General features: G+C 45.1%; 14 protein-coding genes and 1 other annotated feature. Of the genes, 2 read left to right on the plus strand and 12 right to left on the minus strand.

Translation table 11 applies throughout. The features are described 5' to 3' along the window. Positions 1–119 precede the first annotated feature (119 nt). The 5 genes from DTOX_RS18530 to DTOX_RS18550 are packed head-to-tail and all read right to left on the minus strand — an operon-like array spanning position 120 to position 4,799. Positions 120–875 carry an ABC transporter ATP-binding protein gene (locus tag DTOX_RS18530; protein WP_042317457.1) on the minus strand — a complete coding sequence of 252 codons (756 nt, stop codon included), beginning with the start codon at positions 873–875 and terminating at the stop codon, positions 120–122. Next, positions 853–1,641: an ABC transporter ATP-binding protein gene (locus tag DTOX_RS18535; RefSeq protein ID WP_015759205.1), complete on the minus strand. Its 789-nt coding sequence runs from the start codon at positions 1,639–1,641 to the stop codon at positions 853–855. Before DTOX_RS18535 ends, DTOX_RS18530 begins: the two co-directional genes overlap by 23 nt. A 40-nt stretch (positions 1,642–1,681) precedes the next feature. Further along, positions 1,682–2,668, minus strand: a complete 987-nt coding sequence (locus DTOX_RS18540; protein ID WP_015759206.1) for a branched-chain amino acid ABC transporter permease — start codon at positions 2,666–2,668, stop codon at positions 1,682–1,684. Positions 2,669–2,694: 26 nt separating this feature from the next. Continuing rightward, positions 2,695–3,576 (minus strand): branched-chain amino acid ABC transporter permease, encoded by an 882-nt coding sequence (locus DTOX_RS18545; protein WP_015759207.1) that lies wholly within the window; start codon positions 3,574–3,576, stop codon positions 2,695–2,697. A gap of 38 nt (positions 3,577–3,614) precedes the next feature. Next, a complete protein-coding gene (locus tag DTOX_RS18550) occupies positions 3,615–4,799 on the minus strand; it encodes an ABC transporter substrate-binding protein (RefSeq protein ID WP_015759208.1) in 1,185 nt (394 codons plus the stop codon). A gap of 350 nt (positions 4,800–5,149) precedes the next feature. Beyond that, positions 5,150–5,411, plus strand: a binding site (T-box leader). 273 nt (positions 5,412–5,684) lie between these two features. Between DTOX_RS18550 and DTOX_RS18555 the strand changes: the two genes are divergently transcribed. After that, complete coding sequence (locus DTOX_RS18555) at positions 5,685–6,869, plus strand: ABC transporter substrate-binding protein (RefSeq protein WP_015759209.1); 1,185 nt, start codon at positions 5,685–5,687, stop codon at positions 6,867–6,869. A gap of 139 nt (positions 6,870–7,008) precedes the next feature. Here the strand turns inward: DTOX_RS18555 and DTOX_RS18560 are convergent, their stop codons facing one another. The 4 genes from DTOX_RS18560 to DTOX_RS18575 all read right to left on the minus strand — a co-directional run bounded on the left by DTOX_RS18560 (position 7,009) and on the right by DTOX_RS18575 (position 11,761). Further along, a complete protein-coding gene (locus DTOX_RS18560) occupies positions 7,009–7,692 on the minus strand; it encodes an alpha/beta hydrolase (protein ID WP_015759210.1) in 684 nt (227 codons plus the stop codon). 39 nt (positions 7,693–7,731) lie between these two features. Further along, positions 7,732–8,991, minus strand: a complete 1,260-nt coding sequence (lplT, locus tag DTOX_RS18565; RefSeq protein WP_015759211.1) for a lysophospholipid transporter LplT — start codon at positions 8,989–8,991, stop codon at positions 7,732–7,734. A gap of 1 nt (position 8,992) precedes the next feature. Continuing rightward, positions 8,993–11,095, minus strand: a complete 2,103-nt coding sequence (locus DTOX_RS18570; protein ID WP_015759212.1) for an AMP-binding protein — start codon at positions 11,093–11,095, stop codon at positions 8,993–8,995. A gap of 93 nt (positions 11,096–11,188) precedes the next feature. Beyond that, on the minus strand, positions 11,189–11,761 hold the full coding sequence (locus DTOX_RS18575; RefSeq protein WP_015759213.1) for a TetR/AcrR family transcriptional regulator: 573 nt from the start codon (positions 11,759–11,761) through the stop codon (positions 11,189–11,191). 294 nt (positions 11,762–12,055) lie between these two features. Between DTOX_RS18575 and rsgA the strand changes: the two genes are divergently transcribed. After that, positions 12,056–13,111, plus strand: coding sequence for a ribosome small subunit-dependent GTPase A (rsgA, locus tag DTOX_RS18580; protein ID WP_015759214.1), 1,056 nt, complete (start codon positions 12,056–12,058; stop codon positions 13,109–13,111). A 137-nt stretch (positions 13,112–13,248) separates the two neighbouring features. Here rsgA and DTOX_RS18585 read toward each other — a convergent pair whose 3' ends face one another. From DTOX_RS18585 to DTOX_RS18595, 3 genes are read right to left on the minus strand one after another with little or no spacing between them, the layout of a single operon-like run. After that, positions 13,249–15,126: an NADH-dependent [FeFe] hydrogenase, group A6 gene (locus tag DTOX_RS18585; protein ID WP_015759215.1), complete on the minus strand. Its 1,878-nt coding sequence runs from the start codon at positions 15,124–15,126 to the stop codon at positions 13,249–13,251. Further along, positions 15,086–17,119 (minus strand): NADH-ubiquinone oxidoreductase-F iron-sulfur binding region domain-containing protein, encoded by a 2,034-nt coding sequence (locus tag DTOX_RS18590; protein WP_015759216.1) that lies wholly within the window; start codon positions 17,117–17,119, stop codon positions 15,086–15,088. The genes DTOX_RS18585 and DTOX_RS18590 overlap by 41 nt, the downstream gene beginning before the upstream one ends. After that, positions 17,103–17,771, minus strand: coding sequence for an NADH-quinone oxidoreductase subunit NuoE family protein (locus DTOX_RS18595; RefSeq protein WP_015759217.1), 669 nt, complete (start codon positions 17,769–17,771; stop codon positions 17,103–17,105). Before DTOX_RS18595 ends, DTOX_RS18590 begins: the two co-directional genes overlap by 17 nt. Positions 17,772–17,934: the final 163 nt, after the last annotated feature.

The raw sequence follows: 17,934 nt of genomic DNA on the forward strand, positions 1-17,934 counted from the left end.
GACACAAGAAAACCGTTTTAAACGACTTTCAAGCAGCCACAGGCAACCGTGCTCGGCAGAAATCATGCAAAAACCCCTTGTGAATTTGCCATTCATAAGGGGTTTGAATTTATGCACTATTAGCCAAACGCCACAGCCTCGCGAACTGCAAAGCCGGATTTTGCTGATTTACCCAAATATGCCTGCTGAACTCTTTCATCGCTGACCAACTCGCTGGAATTACCGCTTAACGCAACCTGTCCGCGCTCTATAATAATCGCCCTGTCTGCCACTTTCAAAGCAGCAGAGGCATTTTGCTCAACCAGGATAATCGTCGTGCCGTCTTCTTTTAGTTTTCGCAAGGCACACATAATTTCACGCACAACCATAGGAGCCAGGCCGATAGAAGGTTCATCAAGCATGATCAGTTTGGGTCTGGCCATCAATCCTCTGCCTATGGCCAGCATTTGCTGCAACCCGCCGCTCATTGTACCGGCTATCTGCTTTTGCTTACCTTCTAAAGCAGGGAATATTTCTATTACCCGCTGCAAATCTTCCATTACCCTACTCTTATCACTGCGGTAACGGTGGAACGCACCCAAAAGCAGGTTATCCAACACAGTTAAAGAATTAAATATCTGCCTGTGTTCCGGTACCAAACTAAGACCCTGCCTGACAATAAACTCAGGAGACTTGCGGGTCAGGGATTTCCCCTCAAATATTATTTCGCCTTCCCCGGGCGAGCATATACCGGAAATAGTGGCCAACAGTGTACTTTTTCCCGCTCCGTTAGCCCCCAGTACAGCTATCATTTCCCCCCGTTCCGCCCGGAAAGTCAAACCTCGCAAGGCCTGCACACACCCGTGAAATACCTTAAGCCCCTGCACCTGCAGCATACTCAAATTCTTCATCCTCCCCGAGATAAGCTTTCTTCACCTGCGTGTCATTTCTAATTTCCTCCGGTGTTCCCATTGCAATTGGAATCCCAAAATTCAAAACCAGAATCCTATCCGCTACTTCCATTACTGTATCCATGTCATGTTCAACCAGAATCAGAGCAAGACCCTTTTCTCTTAATTTTTTCAAATTTTCCGCCAGCTGCTTCGTCTCACCCGCGTTAAGTCCGGCTGCAGGTTCATCCAGCAGAAGCAGTTCCGGAGCCCCTGAAAGTGCTCTGGCAATCTCCAACAAGCGCTGTTTGCCAAAAGGCAGAGTGGAAGCCGGTGTATCAATATCACTGCCCAATCCCATTTCCCGCATTACACTTACAGAAAGCCGGTAGGTTTCCTTTTCCTCAATGGCAACGCCCGGCAATCGCAGCAATGACTGTACAAAACCTTTCTTACCGGTCACATGAGCACCGGCCATAACATTTTCCACAGAGGACATACTGCTGAAAAGCTGCAGGTTCTGGAAAGTACGGGCCATGCCCAGCGTTCTTATCTGAAAAGGCTTTAGAACAGTCAAATCCTTACCTTTAAATTTTACATCTCCGCTGTCCGGTTTCAATATACCGGAAATCAGATTAAATACTGTTGTTTTTCCCGCACCGTTAGGGCCGATAAGAGCGAAAATCTCTCCGGGGAACACTTTAAAGCTGACATTATCCACAGCTGTCACACCGTCAAAATGCTTAGTCAGACCTTTTACTTCCAAAAACACTATGCCACCTCCGGTGCACCTCATTTTCTCAAAAAGTACTTTAAGTAGTAGTAGTCTCCAGAGCACCCTTACCCTCTTCGGCTGCAGCCTGTTTTTTACGCCACCTCCCGCTTAAGCCTTCCGGTCTGAAAATCATTACCAGAACCAGTATTATCCCAAAAAATACAATCTGGTATTCACCGCCTGCACGAGGCATAACCAGGGGAATAAACCATCTGAGTACCTCTCCCAAAGCCACCACCAGGCCTACACCCAAAACCGGTCCCCAAACTGTGCCCAAACCTCCGACAACAGCCATTAAAACAAATTGAACAGACATATTGAAACCAAAAGGTGAAGGGCTGACAAAAGTAATGTAATAGGCATAAATTCCCCCAGCCAATCCGGCCAAAAAAGCGCTGAACACAAAAGCCTGCAGCTTAAGAAGAGCGGTATTGATCCCATTGGCTTCCGCCGCTAATTCACTGTCACGAATAGCCCTCATAGCCCTGCCAATTCTGGAGCGATCCAAATTGCGGACTGCGAGGAAAACCAGCAAAACAAAAGCCCAAACCAGATAGTAAAAATGTATATCACGATTCAATATTAATCCGGCAAAGGAGAGATAAGGAATTCCGGTAAGCCCGGACGGCCCACCGGTCAGTTCTCTTCCTTCATTAAAAGCTATATGCACCAAAAGCCCAAAAGCAAGAGTCGCCAAGGCCAGATAAAGTTCCCGCAGTTTTAAAGTAGGCCTGCCGATTATAAAAGCCACGGCTGAAGGAATAACTACAGCGGCCAGCAGCGCCGCAACAGTATCCCAATGGTACCTGGCAGTCAATATGGCCACCGTATAACTGCCGATGCCAAAAAAAGCCGCCTGCCCGAAAGATACCTGCCCCGCATAGCCCATAAGCAAACCCAGGCCTTCCACAACGAGCGTATATATACCTATTACAATTAATATACTCAATAAATAGTTGCTTTTAATTATAAAAGGCAGAGCCAAAAATAACAGGCCCAAAACGGAAGTTATTATAACTCTCATAGCTGATCACTCCGTATGGTCATTTTTTATACTCTTCTACCGGTAACTGCACTGATAATGCCTTCCGGTCTGACCAGCAAAACTATGATTAAAACAATCAGGGCAACAGCATCCTTAAAACCGGATGAGACTAGACCTGCTCCGAACATTTCCAAAACACCCAATAAAAGACCCCCCAGAATTGCCCCTCCGACACTGTTGATACCGCCCAACACTGCCGCAACAAAGCCTTTCAAACCGAGCACAAAACCCATATCATAAGTAGCAAGAGTAACAGGAGTAATCACAATGCCGGCTGCCGCTCCTAATGCCCCACTGGCCACAAAGGCCATAAAGGAAAGGATATACGGGTTTATGCCTACCAACCTGGCGCCTACGCGGTTAATCACACAGGCCCGGACCGCCTTGCCCCAGTAAGTTTTTTCCATAAAAATATACAAGCCTGATACCGCAAATATGACCAAACCCAAAATCCATATGCCTTGTTCATTAATTACGGCTCCCAGCACATGCAGTGATTCGCCCCCGCTGAACGAAGGCAGAGAATAAGGATCTGTACCCCATATAAGAAGTGCTGTACCGCGCAAAGCAATAGATACACCTATAGTTATGATAATCAGAGACAGGGGCGATGAATTGCGGGCCGGGTTGATGGCCAGCCTCTCCATAAAACCGCCTACAATCGCCGTAATCAATACAGCCAGAATAAAAGCTGCGGGCAAGGAAAAACCCGCCTCGTAAAAACTACAGGCGGTCAAGGCACCGATAGCGACGAACTCGCCCTGGGCCATATTTAAAATACCGGTTATATTATGAGTAGTAACCAGGGCCAGGGCAATCAGTGCGTAAATACTGCCGAGCATCAAGCCGGAAAAGATGAATTGTAAAAGCTGTTCATGAGTCTGCACTTATTCGCCACCTCATTTGCTGGTTGTTATATAATAAATTATTTAATTAAATTCCATTTACCGTCTTTAACCTCTACCATTACCATGCAAGCTTCATCAAGCCCGTTATGATCTTGCGCAGACATATTAAATACACCGGATATACCTGTAAAACCAGTTGTTTTCTCCAACCCGTCACGGATTTTAACACGGTCAGTACCGCTTTCCTTAATCACATTGACCAACATACTAAAAGCGTCCCAGGCGTGACCGCCAAAGGTATTCGGCTGGCTCTTAAACCTCTCTGAATAATCTTTAGCATAAGAAAGCAATACCTGTTTTTGCGGATCACTATCCGGCAATTGCTCAGCCACTACAATCTTACCTACCGGCAGAACTATATTGTTGGCAGATTCATCTGCCAGTTCCAAAAACTTCTGATTGGCTATCCCGTGACAATGAATTAAAGGAATCTTTAAACCCAAATCCCGATAATTGCGAGTCAGTATAGATGCAGAAGGAGGAATAGCCCACACCAATACAGCCTGAGCCTCACTGGCTTTAATTTTAGCCAGCTGCGCTGACATTTCCTTATCCGTGGCTTCAAACTTATCCTCAAAAACAACGTCAATACCTTTAGCGGCAGCAGACTCAATCAAAGCCTTTTTGCCACCGTCACCGAAAGCATTATTCATATAGAGCACAGCTATTTTCTGAGCTCCTTTAGCCTTTGCATAAATAATCATTTTATCGGCAACAGTAGCGTCACTCTGAGCCATCTTAAACACCCATTTATGCTCAGCAACCGGCTGCACAATTTTACTGTTTGTAGCTAAAGAAATCATGGGTACTCCCTCTTTTTGCACAGTATCCACCATAGCCAGTGAGGTTCCGCTTGCGCTGGCACCGATTACCGCAACCACTTTATCATTGTCAATAAGCTTTTTCACTGCCAGAACCGATTCGGTTTCATCACTTTTATTATCCATAATAATCATTTTTACCTGCTTGCCGTTGATACCGCCCTTAGCGTTTAACTGGTCGGCCATCATCTGTAAAGTATCTCTTTCAGGTATACCAAGAGAGGAAGATGTACCGCTAATATCCAGCACGGCACCTATGTTTATCGTGTCGCCGGTTTTAGAAGAATTGGCTGATTCCGTCTGACTGGAAGAACAACCTGCCGTAAAAAGCAGCGCTGACAACAACACTGAAATTATTAATAATACAGGAACTTTTTTCATTATCTAAGCCTCCAATTCCCAATCAAAGTAGTGAATAAAAATCAAAAACGGCACCCTCGAATGAGAGTGCCATCCACAAGCCACAACATCATTCTACCGTTCTACCATTCTACATTTTTATTAGCCTCTCAATACCACCTGCCTTCGGGTAACTGAAAGTAATGAACAAATCTTTTAATTACCATTCTGCCATTCTTCAATAACAAGCTATTCCTCTAAATTTACCATAATGCATAGCAAATTTCAACCGTCTTATGACAAAATATCAATAATAATAATTTTATAGTTTTTTTAAAAATATGATTTTTATCTTGACTTTGTACAAAGACGGTTTATAATTAATTAAATATTTAAAAGTGATGACTGGGAAAAGTAAACGGAGTTTCATCTTTTCAGGGAGAAAGCGTCGTGACTGGAAGCGCTTTTAAAGTATGTGCCGTTGAAGTTCTCCCCGCGAACTGCCGGATTGAAAGTCTTTGGAGTAGGTTCGGCCGGATTCTTCTACCGTTAAAAGGAAGGGGGTATAAGGAATAAATCCCGTACCCTGCCTAAAGAGTGGGTCATTTATTGACCAACAAGGGTGGTACCGCGAAACAACTTTTCGTCCCTTTACGGACGAGGAGTTTTTTTTATTTTTACCACCTGGCAGGGAGGATATTTTCACGTACCCTTATTGAGTGGGTTATTTAACCAATTGGGGTGGTACCACGGAAGTCCCGCTTTCGTCCCTGCGAAGGCTGGGGCTTTTTTTATTTCCTTTTTCAGGGGGTGGTTTATGAAGAGATTAAAACAGTGCTGCCTTAAATAATTCTACTTCGAAAAAGCAGTCCATACATGGCAATATATTCTATGATAATTTTTTTTAATAATATGAGGAGGAACAAGATGAGAAAATTACCTGTTTACATTATAGCGTCACTGCTGGCGGCAGTTTTTTTACTCAGCGGCTGTGCCAGTGGCACAAAGGAAACCGGGGCCCCCACGGATACCGCCAAAGAACCTTATCGAATTGGCGCGGTTGTTGATATCAGCGGTCCTTCTTCATCGCTTGGTGTTCCCGAGCGCAACACTTTGCAGATGCTGGCCGATAAATTAAATGCTGCCGGCGGTATTAACGGACACCCGGTAGAACTAACCATTTTAGACAATAAAAGTGATGAGACTGAAGCGGTAATGGCTATTAAAAAACTCATTGACCGGCAAAAAGTACTGGCCGTTATCGGAGCAAGCTCCAGCGGCCCTTCTCTGGCAATGGTTGACACGGCACAAAAAGAACAAACACCTTTAATCTCTATGGCCGCCGCCAGTACAATCGTAGAGCCGGTGGCGGAAAGAAAATGGGTGTTTAAGACCGCTCAAAGCGACCTGGTCACTGCAAACAGGATTGCCGGTTATCTTAAAGAGAAAGGCTTAACTAAAGTCGCTTTTCTTTACACTAATAATGCATACGGGGACAACGGCAGAAAAGGCTTTGAGATGGTTGCCCAAAAAGAGGGACTGACTATTACTGATGAAGAAAAGTTTGAAGCTGCCGATAAGGATATGACCCCGCAGTTGACCAGAATAAAAAACAGCGAAGCACAAGCAGCGATCGTATGGGCCATACCACCCACAGCTTCTATTGTGACAAGGAATTTTAAGGATTTAAAACTTACCATACCCCTGCTGCACAGCCACGGGTCAGGCAACCAAAAGTTTATCGAGCTGGCACAGGGCGCAGCTGAAGGCGTAATTTTGCCCATCGGGAAAATTGCGGTTGCTGAGCAGCTTCCAGATTCCGATCCTCAGAAAAAAATTCTAACTAATTATATTGATGATTATACCAAGAAGTATAATGCACCGCCCAACTCGTTCGGCGGTTATGGTTATGATGCCTTTAATTTAGTGGTAAGAGCAATTGAAAAAGCCGGCGACAATAAAGCTGCTATCAGGGATGAGCTGGAGAAAATTCAGAATTTCTCCGGTGTTTCAGGAATCTTCAATCTCTCAGATAAGGATCATAACGGGTTAAATGCGGAGTCCATGGTGCTGGTAGAAATTAAAGACGGTAAATGGCAGCTAATGAAATAATGATTAAAATGAAATAGTCTTATTGGTGATAAGAAGGTGATTGAAAAGGCCTGAACCTAAATCACCTTCTTATTATATTTTTCAAATATTATTTCCCAAAAACAAATACATGATTTTTGTTAGTCTCTTTAGAAATCCCTCAAACCTCTGAAATAAAATCAACTACCAGTTCAAAAACTCTGTCCTTTTCCACATCAAGACATATTAAATGGGAAGATTCCGGCAAGTAATATATTCGCTTCGTCTTCGAAACGGCGTTATTAAAAATATAGTCCGCGCTTTTAGGTTTAACCGTATCATCCTTTAAACCCTGAATAACCATAAGCGGCACCTGAATACTTCTAACCAGCGGCAAAGTTTTTCTCTGGATAAGTTTAAAATTGGCCACTGCCTTAAAAGGTACGTGCATTATGTTGCGAGCATATTTTTTTATGCGCCGGTAATCATTATTTTTTAAGCCTGTATATATATTCTCCACAATCTTTCTGAAATCAAGAACATAAACAGGTGAACTCAATGTGATCAGGCTATTTACCTCATATTTATGAGCAAGATAGATACCTATCAGCCCTCCCATGGAAAAACCGGCAATATGCACTTTCCGGTACTCGCTGCGCAGCTTAATTAAAGCTGTTTCAGCGGAGGCAAGCCAGTCCTGATAATTAGCCTGGCCCAGTTTACTAAGGTTATCATCATGCCCGGCCAGTGTTGGAACAGATACAGTAAAACCTTGCTCGGCTAAATAATCTGCCAACGGCATAACCTCAAAGGGCCCACCGCTAAAGCCGTGAATAAGCAGACAGGCATCCTTATTCTTCAACAACACTCACCTCTGACGCATAAGTGTGACATAATTCCAGATTCATCGGGCACAATTCCTTCCAGATAAAAACATATAGCCGATAAAAATCAGCAGCGTAATCCCTGTTGCCACAATAGCGGCATTTACACCCACACCGGCTTTAGCTGCCAGAGTGTATCCGCCAACGCCAAGAAACATAAAAGTATTCTCTACAAAGTTTTGAATGGCAATAGTTTTTCCGGCCCCAATAGTTTCATGCCCGACCTGCTGCAAACAGGTATTCATGGGAACGATGAAAATACCTCCCAAACAACCTGTCAGCAACAAAAAGATTATTGTAAATGTTAAGCTGTGGATTAAGGTGAAGGCAAAAATACAAATTGCCATGGCCAACCCGTAATAAGCTGTTCTGGTATAGGTTTTTACCGTCACCAGATACGGAGTAATGGCGGCACCAATAGCTATGCCAATACCGGTTACAGCAATAATCATACTGATAGAGGTATTGCCGGTAATACCAAGGGTTATCGGCAGCCAGGCAATAATCACCATTCTGAGCACTGCAGAAGCAAGCCAAAACGACCCGGTGCCAATAAGCGAGAAACGACCCTGCGCGTCTTTAAAAAGTAACGTGCTGTCAGCTCCGAAGGCCCGTACCGCCCTACTGTAACCAATGCGTTCATTGCCTTTTTGTCTGGGAATAAAAGTGCTAAAAAGTATCGAAAGGCCATAAAGCACCAGGCAGACCAGGAGTGACAGGAGTATAGATTTATCTGAGAGATACCCCCCGGACACCGAGCCGGCCAGTATTGCCAGAATAGTAAAGCTCTCCATATTCGAGTTTGCTTTTAAAAGCCGGCCTTCGCCAGAGGTCAGTTCAGGCAATATGCCATACTTGGCCGGACTGTATACCACTGCACCGGCACCGACAACCGCATAACTGACAGCGGGATTAATTTTAACCAGCAGCATTAAAATACCGACTGATTTTAAAATGTTGCCGATAACCAGCACCCAGGGCTTGGGATTTTTATCAGCAAACCTGCCTACCCAGGGTGCACACACAATATAAGCAAAAAGAAAAGCGCTCTGAACCAGCGGCAGATAGTAACCGGGATAACCATCCCTATTAATAATTGCCAGTGTAATAAAAAGAATCATATTATCAACAAAAGCAGATAAAAACTGAGCGGCAAACAGAGCGTTTAGAGGTTTTAGCTTAAAACACCATCCGGCAACCAACATGCTGCCCCCTCCCCATTTCTGTTGTTCCAACATTGTTTCATTTTCTTTCCATTCCTTTTCCGCACCTCCAGCCAAATTAGTCCTTCAAGTTTCTTTTTTCAGCAACTTGTTTTAATGCTACATAATCTGTCTTACCGCTGCCCAGCAGAGGCAGTTTTTCAATATACTCCACCTCCGCCGGCATCAGCAGCATACTCTGGTGACTGCGCGCCAGATAATCTCTGAGCTGCTGCCTAGTCGCTTTCTTGTCAGAGGTATAGAGTATGATTTTTTCCCCTTTTCTGGAATCAGGCATATTCACAGCTGCTTGCCCAGCAATTCCAAAACACTTTTCAGCCAGCTCTTCCACCAGATTTAAACTTACCATTTCACCTGAGACCTTGGCAAACCTCTTCAGCCGGGACTTGACAGCAACAAACCCCTCCCGGTCAATACTTACAACGTCGCCGCAGTTATACCAGACCGGGGCGGGAACAAAACCAACCCCGTGCAGCAGGTAGCCCTCCATTACATTTGGCCCTTGCACCAGAAGACTCCCCCCTCCTTCAATCCCCTCAACAATTTCCAATTGCCAACTTACTCCCGGCAGCAACCTGCCTACCGTGCCTTCTTTATAAAAAAGCGGCGTATTCAAACTCAAAACCGGTGCTGTTTCCGTAGTACCATAGCCTTCTAAAATACGGATACCAAACTTATCCTGCCAAAGGGCCCTGGTATCTTCTTTAAGTTTTTCTGCCCCGGCTAAGACAAGCCTCAAGCTAAAAAAGTCATAGGGATGAGCATATTTTCCATACGAGGCCAAAAAAGTGGAAGTGCCGAAAATAACCGTGGCTCTTTTCTCATAACAAAGCTCGGGTATAATTTTATAATGCAAAGGGCTGGGATAGAGAAACACTTCTACACCGGAGAGCAGGGGCAGCATGGTGCCGGCTGTCAGGCCAAAGCTGTGAAACATAGGTAAGGCATTGAATATCCTATCCTTAGGCGTAAAATCAATAACGCAGGAAACCTGTCTGATGTTGGCCGCAATATTACTGTGGCTTAACACCACACCCTTGGGCTTGCTTTCACTTCCCGAGGTAAAAAGTATTACTCTGCCAGTGGGCTTTTGGGCTTTAGCTTTGACTAAATATTTAATTAAACCGTTCAATTTATCGCTAAAACCTATTTGTTTTTTAATATCCTCCAAATAGATAACGTTATATTTTTTAGCCAGTGCCTCCGCTAAATCATTCAGGTCACCCTTTTCTATAAACACACGGGAAGTCAAAACTACACCGATACCGGCTGTTTCAGCGCAGTCCAGGTTATTTTTCACCCCTGCGGAAAAGTTAAGCACAGCGGGAGTCTTACCGTTGAAAAACAGGGAAAAAAGGGTTACCACATGGCCTATGGAATTAGGCAGTAAAACCCCTATATTCTCATCTTTCAGCAATCCGGACAATTTTTTAGCCAAAACATAGGATCCGATAAGCAAATTGCGATAGGATATTTTCTGCCCCATGTCCTCTGCAATAATGCTCCCAGTCCCATTGGTCTGGGCGGCTTGGAGCAAATTATTAAAAAGATTAACCTTTTCCTCATATTTAGCCCTGAAAAGAGACTGCTGCATAGTTTGCAGAATTTTATTGCTCAGTTCCCTTTTCTGCATTCTAGAAGTTTTAGTTTCATCAGCCTTCAATTTTACCGGCTGATCCGCAAAAAGCCGCACCCTCGGGAACCACCTGCTCTTAAGCTTATCCCGCACCCGGGATGATTTAGAATACTCTAAACCGGTAAAAATAAGGGGATAAAGAGCAGCTCCCGTTTTTTGAGCAATAAAACCTATACCGTCATATACTTTCATTAAGCCTCCGGTTACTGTAATCCGTCCTTCCGGAAACAATACCACCGGGGTACCGGTTTTAACAATGGCAGCTATTTTTTTTAAGGAATAAGGATTTAACGGATCCACATCAACATGATGGCAAAAGCGCAAGACAAAAGCAAAACGTTTGGCAATGTGAGTGTTTACCACAAAGACTACTTCCCGCGGCAGAAAAAGATATAGAATAACAGGATCTATAAAGGACACATGATTAGGTATAATTACAGACGGCCCGTTAAATTGCAAATTCTCAAAATTAACCAGGCGAAGCCTGAATAACAGCTTAAATATTATTTGCAATAAGCGTCTCACATCGTGACACTCCTTTTTAATAGCACTCTTTTTATTTGTTAACGTTCGTTAACTACGACTTAAAAAAATATTTTATTCGTGTGATTATTTCTGTTACTGCAAAAGCTTACGTACTTTAGACATGATCCGTACCTTAAGCTCCTGTAGAGGCGGCAAAACATCATAAAAATACGGATACTGAGCCAGAGGTTCCAGCAGCAGCCCGCTGTAAACAGTAATCAGCAGGTAGACTTCCTCCCTTGGTATTTCACCCGAATCCATGCCTTCTTCAAGTATCGCTTTGATTAGCAGGTGAGGCTTAAAATCATTAGGCAGTACCTCCCAAAACTTGTGCTGTGTGATTAAAGCAAAGCGTATTTCCGAAGGATGAGCCTCATAAAGATCAAAAGTAATGGCAACAATCCGGCAAAGCTTTTCAATAGCACCGGTGTCGCTTTGCTTGATTTCAAATATACGGCGGCAATATTCCCGGATTATTTCTTTAAAAATAGTTAAAAACATATCCTCTTTGCCCTTAAAATGCTTATAAAGGGCAGCCTCAGTAACCCCTGCGGCTTTGGAAATATCTCTGACGGAAACCGCATCATAACCTTTTTCGGCAAATAACTTAATACTGGCATTTATAATATCTTCTTTTTTCCCGTGATGAGAGTAAATATGTTCCATAACGTCTCCCCTTGGTTAACATTTGTTAACTAAGTATATGTTAAGCAGAATAGCTTTGTCAACAGTTTTGTAAATATTTTTATAGTAAACTTTCTGGACTTACAATATTCAGCCATATATAATATAAGCAATATTTTAAAGGAGTGGTGAATATGTCCGAGAAAAAGGATTCGGTAATCTCAGTCTCATTTCGGGTAATTAAGGTCGCAGGTTTCCTCATTTATTAATTGAAAGCTGATTTAAATACCTGGGGATTCTTCTGCGACCACAATAATTTGGTCTGGAGGAATCCAAGTGAATTTAGAAAATATAGGATGGAACTCATTTTTCAATAACAGCTTTGCTCCTTATTCACAGCAGGGCTATATTGCCGGCAGAATAGCGGCAGAGCACAAACATATCTACCGCGTATACATTGAGCAAGGTGAATTGCTGGCCGCCGTCTCCGGCAAAATGCGCTACGAAGCCTCCGGCCGGCGGGACTTTCCTGCTGTCGGAGACTGGGTTGTTCTTAACCCAACCGGGGAAGGAAAAGCCACTATACAGGCTGTTTTACCCAGACAAAGCAAGTTTTCCCGGCAAACAGCGGGAACAACTGTTGAAGAACAGGTAATAGCGGCTAACATAGATACCGTGTTTTTAGTTGCTGCCCTGAATAATGATTTTAATTTAAGGCGTTTGGAACGCTACCTGACACTGGCCTGGGAAAGCGGAGCTAATCCGGTTATAATTTTGAGCAAAGCGGACTTATGCAATGATATAAATCAAAAAGTCCTGGCCATTGAAAACATTGCTCCGGGCGTGCCGGTACATGTGACCAGCAGCCAAAGCGGAACAGGGATAACTGAACTGGCTTCTCATCTAAGAAAGGGCCGCACTGCGGCCCTGCTGGGCTCCTCAGGAGCGGGCAAATCAACACTTATCAACCATCTTTGCGGCAGAGAAGCACAAAAAACCGCCGAAATACGACAGTCAGATGACCGGGGCAGGCATACCACAACCTACCGCGAATTAATCATTCTACCCGGGGGTGGACTTATAATAGATACACCGGGGATGAGAGAATTGCAGCTATGGGGTACGTGTGAAGGATTGCAATCATTTGCAGATATTTCGTTACTGGCCTCACAGTGCCGCTTTAAGGACTGCCGGCATGAAGGAGAACCCGGCTGTGCTGTGAAAGCCGCTCTAGAGAATGGCCGACTGGATTATGACAGGTACGGGAATTACCGCAAACTGCAAAAAGAACTGGCCTACCTATCCAGGAAAGAAAACCGGCAGGAGTATCTGGCAGAGAAAGAAAGATGGAAAAAGATTCATAAACAGATAAAAAATCTTAAAAAACGATAGTTAAATCTAAAACCCTTCGAAGACATGTTTTTCGAAGGGTTTTTGTCAAAATTAATTCATTCAAACATATTCATTTTCTTAATATCTGCCTAAAATCTCATCAATCTCTTCTATATAAAAACCATGAACTTAAAATTTCAATGCAAACATTTATGATCCACCGGCGGCAAATCCTGCCAGGCAAAACCGGGCATTTTGCCCCTTGGGGTAAAGCAGGTATGCAGCAATTCCCTGGATTTCTCCCCCAGGGGACGCCCTAAATATTCCTCATATATCTTCTTGACCGCCGGGTTTTCATGTGATCGGCGAAGTTCTTTGCTCAGATCAATCCTGTGCAGGGCGTCAGCCCTGTTATGCCTGTAATCAAGCGAGATTTCCTTGTGCTCCCTGCCTCCGAAAATAGGCTGTCCGCCGCCGCCCACACAACCTCCGGGGCAGGCCATAATTTCGGCATAATGAAATTCTTCTCCGGCCTTCAATCTGTCCAGCAGGCGGCGGGCATTGCCGGTACCGTGGGCAATCGCTACCTTAATAGTTCTGTCCTTCAGCTTTACCTCGGCTATTTTCAAGCCGCTGATTCCCTCAAATTCACTGTAGTCCAATAAATCCATTTCTTCTCCGGTTGACAGGTAATAAGCTGTACGCACAGCGGCTTCAATTACTCCGCCCGTGGCGCCAAAAATTGCTCCCGCCCCTGTGGACATGCCCATAGGCTGATCATAGTCCTCATCAGGAAGTTCAGTAAAGTTTATTCCCATCTGTCGAATCATGCGGGACAGTTCCCTGGTAGTCAGCACCCAATCTACATCTTTAAATCTTTTATTGCCGAATTCCGGACGTGAGGCCTCATACTTCTTGGCAGTGCAAGGCATAATGGCCACCACCACAATTTTCTCAGGATCAAGCCCCTCTTTCTCGGCAAAATAGGTCTTGGTCAAGGCACCGAACATTTCATGCGGTGACTTGCAGGTAGACATATTTTCCGTGAACTCGGGATAAAAATGCTCGCAGAATTTGACCCATCCGGGACTGCAGGAAGACAAAAGCGGCAGCCTGCCATGGCCGTTTAGTCTGTCTAACAGTTCATGCGCCTCTTCCATAATAGTTAAATCAGCAGTAAAATCGGTTGCAAAAACTTTGTCAAACCCCATCCGCCTCAGTGCCGATACAAGTTTTCCGGTAACAATTGTCCCTACCGGAAGACCGAAAGACTCTCCTAAAGTAACCTGTATGGACGGGGCGGTTTGCACCACCACATACTTATCCTTATCTGCCAGAGCATCCCATACTTCTTCAATGCACTCTTTTTCCACCAGTGAACCGGTGGGACAGGCAATAACACACTGCCCGCAGGTAATGCAGGCGACGGCGGACAAATCCTGTATAAAAGCAGGCGCTATTTTTACTTCAAACCCCCGGCCTAAAGCAGAATACACGTTTACCTCCTGAACCTTGCTGCAGATAGCCTCACAGCGGCGGCATTTAATGCACTTATTGTAGTCCCTCATGATAAAAGGGTTATTTGCAAATATGGGAACATAATTCGTTTCACCGGTGTATTTAATATTTCTGATGCCCAGGTCATCAGCCAGGTTCTGCAGTTCACAGTTTAAGTTTCTTATGCAAGCAGTGCACTCCCTGTGGTGATCGGAAAGCAGGAGTTCCACCATAGTCCGCCTGACACGGCGGGCCTGCGGCGTATTGGTGTACACCCTGATTCCCTCAGCAACCGGATACACACAGGAAGCCTGCAAAGTCATAACCCCGTTAACTTCCACCTCCACCATGCAAACCCGGCAGGAACCTATCTCATTAATACCCTTTAAATAACATAGACTGGGTATGGTTATGCCCACAGATCTGGCTGCTTCCAGTACAGAAATTCCCTTTAGCGCCGTCACTTCCTTACCGTCAATAAACAGCCGCACCTTTTCTAAGTTCTTTTCATCTTTTTCAAACAGGTGGCCCGCACCCTCAATGACCGGACCCGGCGTGTACTCCTGAACCTGCGGCATGCTTATCCCCCCTTTCCCGTATCCCCGCAAAGTCTGAATTCTCCAGGTTGCCTTCTTCGTTTATACCACCCCTGCCGCCCCCGGGAACTTGACCTGCAGCAGCTTTAAATCCGGGAATGCTGCCCCTGATAATAACATCTTTGGGACACTTCTCCATGCAGGCGCCGCAGCGGATACATTTCTCCGGATCAATTTTATAGGGCGGTTTTTTCCTCTCCCCGCTTATCGCATCAACCGGGCAGGCTTTAGCGCATATACCGCAGGCAATGCACTGGTCCTCCAGCACCAGATAATGCAGCAAGTCTTTACATACACCGGCCGGGCAGTGCTTATCCCTAATATGAGCGATATACTCATCCCGGAAAAAACGCAGTGTGGAGAGCACCGGATTAGGAGCGGTCTGGCCTAACCCGCAGAGGGAGGCAACCTTAATATCCTGAGAAAGTTCCTCCAGCAGCCTTAAATCCTCCATCTCACCTTCACCTTTGGTTATGCGCTGCAAGATTTCCAGCAGTCTTTTCGTACCTACACGGCAAGGGGTACAACGCCCGCAAGATTCATCCTGAGCAAATTCAACATAGAAACGGGCTATATCCACCATACAGTCGCGGTCATCCATAACAATTAGCCCGCCGGAACCCATAATTGAACCAACTTTCGCCAGAGAGTCATAATCTACCAGGATATCCAGGTATTCCTCCGGAATACACCCGCCGGAAGGCCCGCCTGTCTGGACAGCCTTGTACCTGTGGCCGTCAGGTATACCACCTCCGGTATCGAAAATAATAGAGCGTAAAGTGGAGCCCATGGGCACCTCAATTAGACCGGTATTTTTAATCTTGCCGGCCAGAGAAAATACCTTGGTTCCGCTGCTTTTGGCAGTACCCCGCCCCACAAACCACTGCCAACCCTTCTGAAAAACAACCGTCACGTTGGCAAAAGTCTCGACATTGTTAATTACAGTAGGCTTTCCCCAAAGCCCCTCCTGAGCGGGGTAGGGCGGTCGGGGTCTGGGTTCTCCCCTGGCCCCCATGCATGAATGCAGCAGCGCGGTTTCCTCACCGCAGACGAAAGCCCCGGCGCCCAGTTTTATATCAATATCAAAGTTAAAACCGCTGCCCAAAATGTTTTTACCCAGTAAGCCCATTTGCCTGGCCTGCCCAATAGCTATTTCCAGCCTGTCCACCGCGATAGGATACTCTGCGCGCACATAGATATAACCCTGCTCGGCACCTACAGCGTAAGCGCCGATAGACATACCCTCCAGTATGGCATGAGGATCTCCTTCTAAAATACTGCGATCCATAAACGCGCCCGGATCCCCCTCATCAGCATTGCATACTATATATTTAGGGTTTACTTCCTGCCGGGCAGCTATTTGCCATTTTTTGCCTGTAGGGAACCCCCCACCTCCCCGGCCACGAAGAACAGAATTAATTACTTGATCAATAACCTCAGCCCGCGAACGATGATTAAGTATATCGGCTAAAGCGGCATAACCGTCCCTGGCTATGTACTCATTAATATCTTCCGGGTTGATTACACCGCAATTGCGCAGTACCACCCGCTGCTGGTTGTGAAAAAACCTTATGTCCTCCATACGCCGCTGCAGTTCTCCCGAATCAGGCTCTTTAAACAGCAGTTCCTCAAGCACCCGGCCGCCGATTATATGCTTTTCCACCAGATCCTTGACATTCTCTTTCTTAACCCGGCAATAAAAAATATTATCAGGCTGCACCACAACAATTGGTCCTTGCTGGCAAAACCCGAAACAACCTGTTTTAAAAACTTTTGCTTTACCGGTTAACTTATGTTCCTTGATCTGTCGGTCAAGTTCTTTGATGATCTCTTGACTGGCTGACGAAGTACAGGCGGTACCGGCACAAACCAGCAGATGTCTTTGTTCCGAAGCCGGTCTGTGATCTAAGCGCAAATTGATAACAGGCAGGTATTTATCTTTAATTGCTTTGAGTTCCTCAATGGACTTGATCATGATTCTCGTTTGCCCTCGCTTCCGGCTGTATTTCAGCTTTTTCCGCTGCTGCCGTACCACTACCGGCAGCGACCGGATCAGACCGGTATTTTTCCAGTATGGTAATCACATCTTTTGCGGTTAAATTGCCGTATACTTCCTCATCAACAGTCAACACCGGAGCCATTCCGCAGGCACCGATACAGCGGGTAGAGGTTAATGTGAATAAACCATCCTCGCCTGTTTCCCGGCCGTCCAGCTTGAGTTCTTGTTTAAATTTATCCATAATATCAGCGGCACCCTTAACGTAACAGGCTGTACCCGTACAAACCCTAACCGTATGCCGCCCCCTCGGCTCAGTAACAAAAAGAGTATAAAATGTCACTACCCCGTTAACCTCACTAATCGGGATATCCATTTTGGCGGCAATATATGCCTGAACCTCCGGCGGCAGATAACCGAATATCTTCTGAGCGCCGTAGAGAACCCGGATTAGTTCACCTCTTTCCCTGCCATAGAGCTCCAGCAGCTTGTCCAGTTCAGCATATAATGAAGCCTTATTCTTAGCTGCTGTTACAAGCTCATCCTGCTTCTCCCCCGGCAAAGGGTTTTTAAATATCGGGGCGTTCTCCTGCCCGCAGGAAGAACACCTTTCTCCGGCTTCTATTTCCATGCGATACCTCCTGAAATAAGCAATCACTAATCACAAGATATTTATTTGCGTTATTATATGTATTACAGTAAATACTAATACAACTTGTTATATGGAAACTTAATCAGGTAAAATATATCTTACCTGTAATTTTCTTATTGACTATTAGCAATACTAAAGTAAA

Source organism: Desulfofarcimen acetoxidans DSM 771 (genome assembly GCF_000024205.1).
In the GTDB taxonomy this organism is placed as follows: Bacteria; Bacillota; Desulfotomaculia; order Desulfotomaculales; family Desulfofarciminaceae; genus Desulfofarcimen; species Desulfofarcimen acetoxidans.